This is a genomic window from Capnocytophaga sp. oral taxon 332 str. F0381 (genome assembly GCF_000318275.2).
GTDB lineage: Bacteria > Bacteroidota > Bacteroidia > Flavobacteriales > Flavobacteriaceae > Capnocytophaga > Capnocytophaga bilenii.
The window spans coordinates 39000-47792 of record NZ_KB291295.1; the positions used below are offsets into that span (position 1 = coordinate 39000).

The following is an 8793-nucleotide window of genomic DNA, read 5'->3' on the forward strand; positions in this document are numbered from 1 at the left end:
CAAAGCCAGCGAAGGCTTGGAGCTGGGTATGTGGCGCAAGGGGAATGGGGGAATTTTGAATTGTGAATTTTGAATTTTGAATTGGTGGGACTTGTAGGACTTTTGGGACTTTTGGGACTTTGGGGGGGAATGTTCCAGAAAAACTTTGGCAAACTTTGAAAGTTTGCCAAAGTGTGTGGTGCAAGGGGAACGGGGGAATTTTGAATTTTGAATTTTGAATTGGGGATAGGTGGAAATAATACTGTATGAAAAACTTTGGGAGGGTTTTGGTTTTTACCCAAAGGAGGAGGTAGTGTAGAACTATAATGACTATCAGTAATTTACAAATAATCATAGAAAATAATTGCTAAAAAATTTGGTGGTTTTAAAATTTATCTATACTTTTGCACCCGAAATGATAGAAATGGTGGTTTTAGCTCAGTTGGTTAGAGCGTCGGATTGTGGTTCCGAAGGTCGTGGGTTCGAGCCCCATATTCCACCCTTTAATAAAAGAGCACCCAAAAAGGGTGCTTTTTTTGTTATAAAAAAAACTCAATTTTCAATTCTGAATTTTGAATTCTGAATTTTGAATTTTGAATTGATGGGACTGGTGGGAGTGCGAGCCGCACGGGCGATTGTGGGAGCAATGGGAGCAATGGGAGCAATGAGAGCAATGAGAGCAATGGGAGCAATGGGGGAGATACCGCAATAGTTCTTTTAAAGACTTTTTGGACAGCTTCATAATGCTACAAGATGAAGATAAGGATATTTTATCAAAGGAAGGATTTCAAGATGCTTTGGTTCAAAATGAAATTAAAGCTCAATATAATAGTCTTTTATATAGGATTGAAGATTTATCTGAAGATAAAATTTCAGAATTATATGTTCAAGGTTCCATAATAAAAACAAAAGGATTTACATCTGCAACATATTCAGAAGATGCTGTTATTGAAGCTATGAGGAATAGACCTTATACTACCTTAATAAGAATAGAAGGAAAGGACGGAAAATTAATAGAAGGGCTTTCAACATTACCATCTGAAAAAGAAATATTATTTAAGTCTGAGACGATATTTAAAGTGGAAAAAGTAGGTTTTTCTCCTAACCCGAAAGATTATATGATTCCTATAAAAACAATTTGGTTAAAAGAATTATAATATGAAAGATTATCAAAAAGAACTTCTTTTATTAAAAGAGAGGAAAGACCAACTTATGAAAACAATTAATAGTCACTCATTTTCAAGTGAAAAAGAATATAATCTTTTTGTAAAGGAAAATGTAAATATGTTTGTTGAATTAATAAAAATAACTAAGGAAATAAAAGATATTCAATGGAAACTTATGAATGATATAGAGAGACAAAATTATTTAGATTATCTGAAAGAATTAAAAGAAAAATTTAATGAGACAGAATATTATTAAACTTAGGTTACACTAATTTTACAGGGGAGAATTATTGTTAGAAATGGTAATAAGATTGAATACACTAATCCCGCAGGGAAGATATTGAGATGGAGTGAACAAAGGGCTAAGGACATAGAAAATGCAATTCAAGCAACAAAAAAATTAAATAACACTAATGTTAATAATATAGGTAAAATAACAGAAGGTAAAGTAGGAGAGTTTGTTAAAAGTAGAAAAGAAGTATTAGGATTTGGACAAAAAATAGAACCAAACATCACAGATATAGACGTTTCTACATTAGATGAAATAATTGAGGTAAAAACATCTTTTAGTGCTGTGAAAGAGAATCAATTTGATAAATTCTTAAATAGTAAGTTGGATAATTTTTGTAATCCAGAACAAAAGAAAGTGATTTTATATATAGACAAACCTATGTCTGAAGCCACAAATACGCAATTAAATATGATTAATAGAATCAAACAGAAAAATGTAATCGTAGTAAATTCATTAGATGAACTAGGAAAAATAATAAAGTAACTTGTTATGGGAACTCTTTCAAAAATTTATGTAAAAAATGATAATATAGATAATATTATTAATGAGTTTAAAACTTTCTATTCTATAAAAAGAATAGAATTTTTAGATACTCCAAAGTGGTGGCTCTATGCGCCCAAAGAGACTATTATTATTTCATCTGAATATGAAAATTGGATAGAAATAGAGGTGCAATTCAATTATTCACTATACATTTATGATGAGTTCTTGAGAAGGTTGTCAGAGAAATATCAAACTATTATTTTATTAGCATATTATCAATCAACAACGGGAGAAGGTAGAGTGGCTATATTTCAAAGAGGTAGAATGAATTTATCTATTGTTCAAAATTATGTTAGAGAAGAGAATGTGGATAAAATTGTTTTGACAGATAATTTTGGTTTGTCTCTCTCTTTAAAAAAGAAATTTCAAATTCCTAATCTATATGATGAATGTTATATTTTTGACTATGATTTTATAAATTACTTTTTGGAAAAAGAAGGGATCTTTTCTCTATCAAAAGAAAAAAAATATCATTATATACATATAGAGAAAATTAATTAAAAGCAAAATATTAGTAAATGGAAAAGTAACGAGGAAATTTACTAAGGAGCTTTCGTTAGAGGAAGAAGCTGTTTTCAAATTTTATACAAATAAATCTTACTATAGCTTTAATCAAACATTATTAAGAATCTTACTTTTGAGCAACTCAAAATATATTATGAAAGCTCAGGAAAGATGCTAAATCAGCAGTTTGTACCCAATTTGGAACTTCTTACAGAAGAAGGTTTGTACAATTATGTAGCCTATTTATTGGCTGATACTAATGGAATATCTGTAAAAGTTGCAAAATACGATGGTTTAGATCGCTTTGACTTGATTGAAAACAACGAATATGGGTATTGTTCATTGATAAAAGCAACCAAACAGGTGTTGGATAAGATAGGAGTCGAAAATAAGACATTGGCAAAAATCACACCCAAAGAACGAAAAGAAACCAGATTATGGAACCCTGTTGCCTTGCGTGAAGCTGTAATTAATGCCATTGTTCATAACGATTATACCTTGGAAGTACCTCCCAAATTTGAGTTTTTTGATGATAGAATTGAAATTACCTCATTTGGTAGTTTGCCACAAGGAATGACAGAGAAAGAGTTTTTTGAAGGCTATTCGGTACCGCGCAATAAAGAGTTGATGCGTGTATTTAGAGATTTGGATTTAGTAGAGCATTTAGGGTCTGGCGTTCCTCGTATTCTAAGAAGCTATGGAAAAGAATGTTTCAAGTTTACAGAGAATTTTTTACGAATGATATTTCCCGCTACCGAACAAGTTACCGCGCAAGTTACCGCGCAGGATACCGCGCAAGTTACCGCGCAGGATACCGCGCAAGTTACCGCGCAAGTTACCGAGCAAGTCAAAGAATTGATTAAAATACTATCCGAAAAGATGGATAGACAAGAAATACAAGATATGTTGGGACTTTCTCACAGGGAACACTTTCGAGCAAAATATCTAAAACCTGCATTGGAACAAGGATTTATTGAAATGACTATTCCTGACAAACCTAATAGTAGGTTACAAAAATATCGACTAACCATCTTGGGCAAACAATTAAAAGATAAACTATAATGTCATATCCTGAAATAAGTGTACAATGATAAGTCCTAAGAGTAAAGGCTAAAGATATGCAAAAACAAAGGAAGTAACTAAATACTTCTACTTTTTAAAAGAGTAGTACGAAAAAGAAAAAGTTTTTTTAATCACTTTGGGGTGTAATTGGCGTATTGGGGTACGAGCTGCAAACTCGCACCAGCGGGGGAAAATAATTCCTGATTTAAAGGAAAAAATTATCAAAGCAAAAGACTCTGGAATGAATCTAAACGAATATTTTAAAGGAATCAATTAAATCAAAATATGAAGTATTACACACTATCAGAATCTACAGATACAAATATAATTGGATACTATCCTCAAACGGATGTTTCAGAGGATTCAGAGTTTTTTTCAGTATTTATTGATTTTCAAACAAGAATAGAAGAATTTCCTGAACATATACCAAAGTATATCATAATACTAAATAAAAAGGCGTACCCTACAGATTTCATTGAAAGGGTAAGCGTTCCTTATGGATTAGTAGTTAATAATAAAATAAAATCATTAATTACTTTGTACTCTCTGCCTAATCATAAATTTTATGATACAGAAGTTATTTATAAAAAAAGTAAATTAAACTATTATTGGTTCCATTTTTATGATGATATTTTCCAATATATAGATATGAAAAAATCGAAATTCATACTAAAATGGAGAGATGTCATCCAAGAATTCTGTTTTACATCAAAGGAATTTTACTTAAGTAAAGAACAAGAAACCTTTGGAGATTTTGAAAAAAATCTCATCATTAAAGAAGTTTACCTATTAAATTCTTTTCCAAAATATGATATATTTCATTTTGAGGGAAGAAATATTATATCTGAGAAACTTTTGAATGCTTTTATAGAAAACAATATAACAGGCTATGAAGTGTCAGAATATGATATTCTGAAAACGGAATGAAAAATTTAGGTGATACCCAATGGATATTTGCAAAAACAGATAATATAAGTGATCTCCAGACCTTAAAGGCAAAAGTAATAGCAGCTCTTAAAACAGCTGACGGAAAACCTATTGAAGAGTTAGAAAAATTGTTTGAACCTAATAGTGTTTTCAGTGAAAAATTTCTAAAATGGACAAAAGGGGATAAATCTTCTGCTGAACTATTATTAGAATGGTTAGATAAACCGGAAAATTTTAAAAAAATATTTGAAATAGTGGATTAGTTATGTATAAACAAGTAAAAAGAATCAATGATATAGGTAGATATATCTATACAGATGGGTTTATTTATGGTATAAAAAAAGAAGAGGGAAAGAGATACTTTCAAGAGTTATCTTTAGGAGGAGAAGTCCTTTGGCAATCAAAAGAAAGTAATGTATATGACTATTATGCAAATGAAGAAGTTATTATCTTTAACCTAAAAACTACAGAAGGAATTTTTGATGTTTTGATATATAATAGAAAAACAAAAAAAATAATATTTAAGGGAGAAATAGAATTATATTTATTCTCATCCAGATTCTATGATAAAAATATTTTATATAATATTAATAAGAATAGAGTTTTAACATTTGATATACTGAAAGGTGGTATATTACAAGAAAAAGAAATATCACTCAAAGGAATAACAGCGTTTTTCACATATGATTACATTGTAAGATATGATGATATATATATTTATATATATGTAAAAAGAGACTATTCTTTATTATGGCAACAAGATATTCAAGATTTTTTTCCAGAGGAAGAAGAGTTATCTATACTTGAGATATATTCATATAAAGATACTTTTATCATCATCGCAAGAGTAGGCATTGTTTGTCTTTCTCAAAAGGATGGTTCTTTGATTTGGAAGTGTGATCATTATGCACGGACTATGGAAATTGTAGGACATTATGGTTATGTATGTACTAGCTTGTCTTTTTATCGTGTTGATTTAGATACAGGAGAGTTCTATAATTATAATAGAAAATATTCTCGTTTGCCTGATTTTGAGTATAATGGAGAGAATCATTGGCCATCTGGTCATAGGGTAGTATATCATAAAGGATTGCTATGGTATGATGTTCATACTTCAAAACATCCTTTTATCATTGCTATAGATCCTGAAACAGCAACGTATCAATGGATTTATCAAATCAAAGACACTTATGAAGATATAGAAGAAATACGATTTTATGACAATAAAATGTTTGTTACCGATACAGGAAACAACTTGTTTATCTATGAAGAAGAGATTTAGCTCTAAACACCTCAGAAGACTGGGAGCAAACCACACAAGAAGAGACTGATAAGGGGAAGAAAAACCACTTATTATCAAAAGGAGCTGTAAAAACCACAATGAGTGTAGTAGTTGGTGGAAAAATTCTTGCTGAGTTGCCTAAAGCAGCGGAAAAACTTACAATAAAGATAACTGCTATCAAAAAAGCAATAAAAGAAGCTGATGACTTAAAAGATGTTGCTAAAAGGATAGCGTCTTTCACTTCTAAAACATTAGATGATAAACTAAAAGAGATAGCAGATGCTTGGAAGAAGTTTTATCCCGAAGTTTTTGCCGAACGCAAATTCTTTGAAGATTTAATGGCTATTTACCGTTATAAAGCAATAGATGGTTGGGTTCGTACTAGTGATATTGCTCCAAACTTTAAAGCTGTAGATTTTTACAAAGGTAAATCTATAGGTAACCAGATACTTGCTGAAACAGCTATTTCAATGAAAACTACTAAAGCTAAGGATGTAAGGCAATGGTTAAACTCTGCAGATATTAAAAAGAACATAGCTTTTTTAAAAGATGGTCTGAATAAGTTAAAAGGTATTGACAGCAACAAACATAAGATGTTTATCAATAGTGCAGAGATACATATTTATATGCCTAAGGAAAATATAACTGATGATTTATTAAAAACTTGGGAGAAAGAACTCTCTAAAAAAACAGGAGAGACAGGAATTAAATTTGAAATTAGAACGTTAGAAGATTTTGTGAAATAGTCTGATATGAGAATAGGTAGAAATAATTTTATTAATATTAAAGGAAACAATGAGCAAATAGATTTCCAAAAATGGATAGCTTTTATAGAAACCCATAAGGATTATTTCATCTGGTATGAAGATACAGAAGAAGGAAAAGAGGTGTTAAAAAATATAGATGAAATTCCTGAGGACTTTAAATCAAGAGTATCTTATTCTCTATCCAAAACAAATGCTTATTGTACAAAAAAACTTTCTAAAAACTTTGGGGATTGCATAGTTAAATATGCTATAAATGAAGTCTCTGTATCTTTAGAAAAAAAAATCACTAAACCAATAGCTGAAATCCTATTAGAAATGGCTGATTATTTAGAAGCAAAAATTATTATTGATGAAAAGAATGAATTTGTCAGTTTAGAACAATTAGAATAAAAAGTGTTTTCTCGTCTTATCATATTAATTCTATGTTTCTTGCTTGGTTTTATAGTTAAAGCCCAGCAGTATCCTTTTATATGTCTTGTCCTGAAATAGTTTTACAATAATAAGTCTTAAGAGCAAAGACTAAAGATATGCGATAAACAAAGAAAGTAGTTTCATACTTCTAACTTTTAAAAGAGAGTAGCCTGAAGAAGAAAAAGTTTTTTAATCACTTTGGGGTGGAATTGGCGTATTGGGGTACGAGCTGCAAGCTCGCACCAGTGGGGGGCGAGGGAAATTATGAATTTTGAATTCTGAATTTTGAATTGGGCACGAGCGACACGCTTGCGCCAGCGGGGGTAAATAGGAAAAAGTTTAAACAGCTTCTATATATAAAATAGTACTTATGTTTTTAAAATGTAATGATAAAAAAATAGAATTGCACCCTATTGTGTGTGAATATCTATATCCCTACCTTCTAAGATTTTCGATAAAACACAATATTGATTGGACTATCTGGAAAACAAAAGATGTAGTGTATATACCAGAAGATAAGAAAGAAGAGTTAATATTTATGTTAGAATATATTTTTGAAGAACTTATGGCAGAGTGTTATAAAGAACCTACACAAAGACAAAGAACAAAACATTCTACAAGGTTTGAAAAGGTATTTTTTAAAAATAAGAAATATATCTTAAACTATGTAACAGATATTGTTGGAATCATTGGTTATTGGCTTATATATATGATAAACATTTTGTCTTAATACAACTTGTTATTATAGATTATTTAGTATAGAGCAAAGAATATGATTAAAATAGAAAGAAATACCAAACCTTTTTGTTTAATTAAAGAAAAAACGATGGATTGGGGAGAAAAATATGATGAATATTCTCCAATGTTTAATATCATATTAACATCTAATAATTATTCCCTTGAGGAATCTATTGTGTTCTTTGGGGAAAACAATTTTAAAAAGCAATTGTTTTCATTGTATAATGTTATAAATAACAAAGAGGAACAAGAGCGAATTATAAATTATAATAATGAAAGAATTGAGAATCGTCCATACATATTAGATTTAATAAAGTTCTATATTGAAAAGAACAAAGACATTCTATCTCCTTGGGAAAAATATGATTTAGGACTTGAAGAACTTGACTTTATTAAAATAATTATTTATGAAATGGAGAAAGAACTATATTATGTGAATGAATAAAATTAATAAAGAAAAGAGTTCGTTTCTAAGTTAGTTGAAAAACTTAATTTAGGTAAGTTTATTAAGAAGATAGGTGATTATGAAGTTTATGAAAATGGAGAAGTGTTTTACAAAAATAGACTTAGAAACACTAAAAAGTATAGAAAAATTAGTAAAAATGGGCGTTAGGAATGATAGTGAGGAAAAAAGGATGTTGAACTTTTCAAAAATGGATAGAGTAAAAAAAGGATGGACAACTAATAATGCTTTATTTAAAACGGAAGGAGGAAATTACAATATAGAACAAGTTAATATAGAATTAGGAAAAGGAAAGGCATTAGAAACTTTTAATGAGAATATTATTAATTTTGAAATAATAAAATAAAATGGGAATAACAGAAAAAGATAAAGAACTAATACTTTTATTATGTGAAAGAAAAATTTCTATTGAAGATTTTAAAACTCTTACAAAATTTATAGCAAATAAAGAAATTTTAAAGGAATTATTATATGAAACAAAGAATAGAATTAATGAGTATAATGACAATAATTACTTTGAGGCTCTTTTTTGGCGTTTACCTAAAATTTTGACTTTTAAGGAAAAAGAGGAAATATACCAAGAGTTTTTATTACAAAAGTTTCATCATGAACACGAAGAGATGGCAAGTGCTTTTCAGACTATTTTTAACAACAATACT

At 29.5% G+C, this 8793-nt stretch carries 14 protein-coding genes, 1 tRNA gene and 1 pseudogene; all 16 read left to right on the plus strand.

The annotated features are described in order from the left end of the window. Positions 1–405 precede the first annotated feature (405 nt). Positions 406–481: transfer RNA gene (locus tag HMPREF9075_RS05080), tRNA-His, on the plus strand. Between the two features lie 84 nt (positions 482–565). After that, positions 566–691, plus strand: a complete 126-nt coding sequence (locus tag HMPREF9075_RS14005; protein WP_255351825.1) for a hypothetical protein — start codon at positions 566–568, stop codon at positions 689–691. Positions 692–722: 31 nt separating this feature from the next. Continuing rightward, positions 723–1136, plus strand: coding sequence for an ADP-ribosyltransferase (locus tag HMPREF9075_RS05085; protein ID WP_009415415.1), 414 nt, complete (start codon positions 723–725; stop codon positions 1134–1136). Position 1137: 1 nt separating this feature from the next. Beyond that, complete coding sequence (locus HMPREF9075_RS05090; RefSeq protein ID WP_009415416.1) at positions 1138–1401, plus strand: hypothetical protein; 264 nt, start codon at positions 1138–1140, stop codon at positions 1399–1401. Between the two features lie 84 nt (positions 1402–1485). Next, on the plus strand, positions 1486–1920 hold the full coding sequence (locus HMPREF9075_RS13470) for a hypothetical protein (RefSeq protein WP_009415417.1): 435 nt from the start codon (positions 1486–1488) through the stop codon (positions 1918–1920). A 6-nt stretch (positions 1921–1926) separates the two neighbouring features. Then, positions 1927–2481: a hypothetical protein gene (locus HMPREF9075_RS05100; protein ID WP_009415418.1), complete on the plus strand. Its 555-nt coding sequence runs from the start codon at positions 1927–1929 to the stop codon at positions 2479–2481. Positions 2482–2604: 123 nt separating this feature from the next. After that, positions 2605–3546: pseudogene (locus HMPREF9075_RS05105) on the plus strand (Fic family protein); the annotation flags it as partial. Positions 3547–3831: 285 nt separating this feature from the next. Continuing rightward, positions 3832–4473 carry a hypothetical protein gene (locus HMPREF9075_RS05110; RefSeq protein ID WP_009415421.1) on the plus strand — a complete coding sequence of 214 codons (642 nt, stop codon included), beginning with the start codon at positions 3832–3834 and terminating at the stop codon, positions 4471–4473. After that, entirely contained in the window at positions 4470–4736 is a 267-nt protein-coding gene (locus HMPREF9075_RS05115) for a hypothetical protein (RefSeq protein WP_009415422.1), read from the plus strand. Before HMPREF9075_RS05110 ends, HMPREF9075_RS05115 begins: the two co-directional genes overlap by 4 nt. A 2-nt stretch (positions 4737–4738) precedes the next feature. Further along, positions 4739–5755: a hypothetical protein gene (locus HMPREF9075_RS05120; RefSeq protein WP_009415423.1), complete on the plus strand. Its 1017-nt coding sequence runs from the start codon at positions 4739–4741 to the stop codon at positions 5753–5755. Between the two features lie 98 nt (positions 5756–5853). Next, on the plus strand, positions 5854–6501 hold the full coding sequence (locus tag HMPREF9075_RS05125; protein ID WP_009415425.1) for a hypothetical protein: 648 nt from the start codon (positions 5854–5856) through the stop codon (positions 6499–6501). Positions 6502–6507: 6 nt separating this feature from the next. Then, the gene (locus HMPREF9075_RS05130; RefSeq protein ID WP_009415426.1) at positions 6508–6912 is read left to right on the plus strand and encodes a hypothetical protein; all 405 of its coding nucleotides are present in this window, start codon (positions 6508–6510) and stop codon (positions 6910–6912) included. Positions 6913–7432: 520 nt separating this feature from the next. After that, the gene (locus HMPREF9075_RS13815; RefSeq protein ID WP_232305064.1) at positions 7433–7663 is read left to right on the plus strand and encodes a hypothetical protein; all 231 of its coding nucleotides are present in this window, start codon (positions 7433–7435) and stop codon (positions 7661–7663) included. Positions 7664–7705: 42 nt separating this feature from the next. Next, a complete protein-coding gene (locus tag HMPREF9075_RS05140) occupies positions 7706–8116 on the plus strand; it encodes a hypothetical protein (RefSeq protein ID WP_009415428.1) in 411 nt (136 codons plus the stop codon). 79 nt (positions 8117–8195) lie between these two features. Further along, positions 8196–8480 (plus strand): hypothetical protein, encoded by a 285-nt coding sequence (locus HMPREF9075_RS05145; RefSeq protein WP_009415429.1) that lies wholly within the window; start codon positions 8196–8198, stop codon positions 8478–8480. A 1-nt stretch (position 8481) separates the two neighbouring features. Continuing rightward, the coding region (locus HMPREF9075_RS13475; protein WP_009415430.1) for a hypothetical protein at positions 8482–8793 on the plus strand (312 nt) is incomplete at its 3' end.

Coding starts and splice junctions, on each gene's coding strand:
- HMPREF9075_RS05085 (WP_009415415.1), top strand. CDS start 723: ATGCTACAAGATGAAGATAAGGATATTTTATCAAAGGAAGGATTTCAA.
- HMPREF9075_RS05090 (WP_009415416.1), top strand. CDS start 1,138: ATGAAAGATTATCAAAAAGAACTTCTTTTATTAAAAGAGAGGAAAGAC.
- HMPREF9075_RS05100 (WP_009415418.1), top strand. CDS start 1,927: ATGGGAACTCTTTCAAAAATTTATGTAAAAAATGATAATATAGATAAT.
- HMPREF9075_RS05110 (WP_009415421.1), top strand. CDS start 3,832: ATGAAGTATTACACACTATCAGAATCTACAGATACAAATATAATTGGA.
- HMPREF9075_RS05115 (WP_009415422.1), top strand. CDS start 4,470: ATGAAAAATTTAGGTGATACCCAATGGATATTTGCAAAAACAGATAAT.
- HMPREF9075_RS05120 (WP_009415423.1), top strand. CDS start 4,739: ATGTATAAACAAGTAAAAAGAATCAATGATATAGGTAGATATATCTAT.
- HMPREF9075_RS05125 (WP_009415425.1), top strand. CDS start 5,854: ATGAGTGTAGTAGTTGGTGGAAAAATTCTTGCTGAGTTGCCTAAAGCA.
- HMPREF9075_RS05130 (WP_009415426.1), top strand. CDS start 6,508: ATGAGAATAGGTAGAAATAATTTTATTAATATTAAAGGAAACAATGAG.
- HMPREF9075_RS05140 (WP_009415428.1), top strand. CDS start 7,706: ATGATTAAAATAGAAAGAAATACCAAACCTTTTTGTTTAATTAAAGAA.
- HMPREF9075_RS05145 (WP_009415429.1), top strand. CDS start 8,196: ATGAAGTTTATGAAAATGGAGAAGTGTTTTACAAAAATAGACTTAGAA.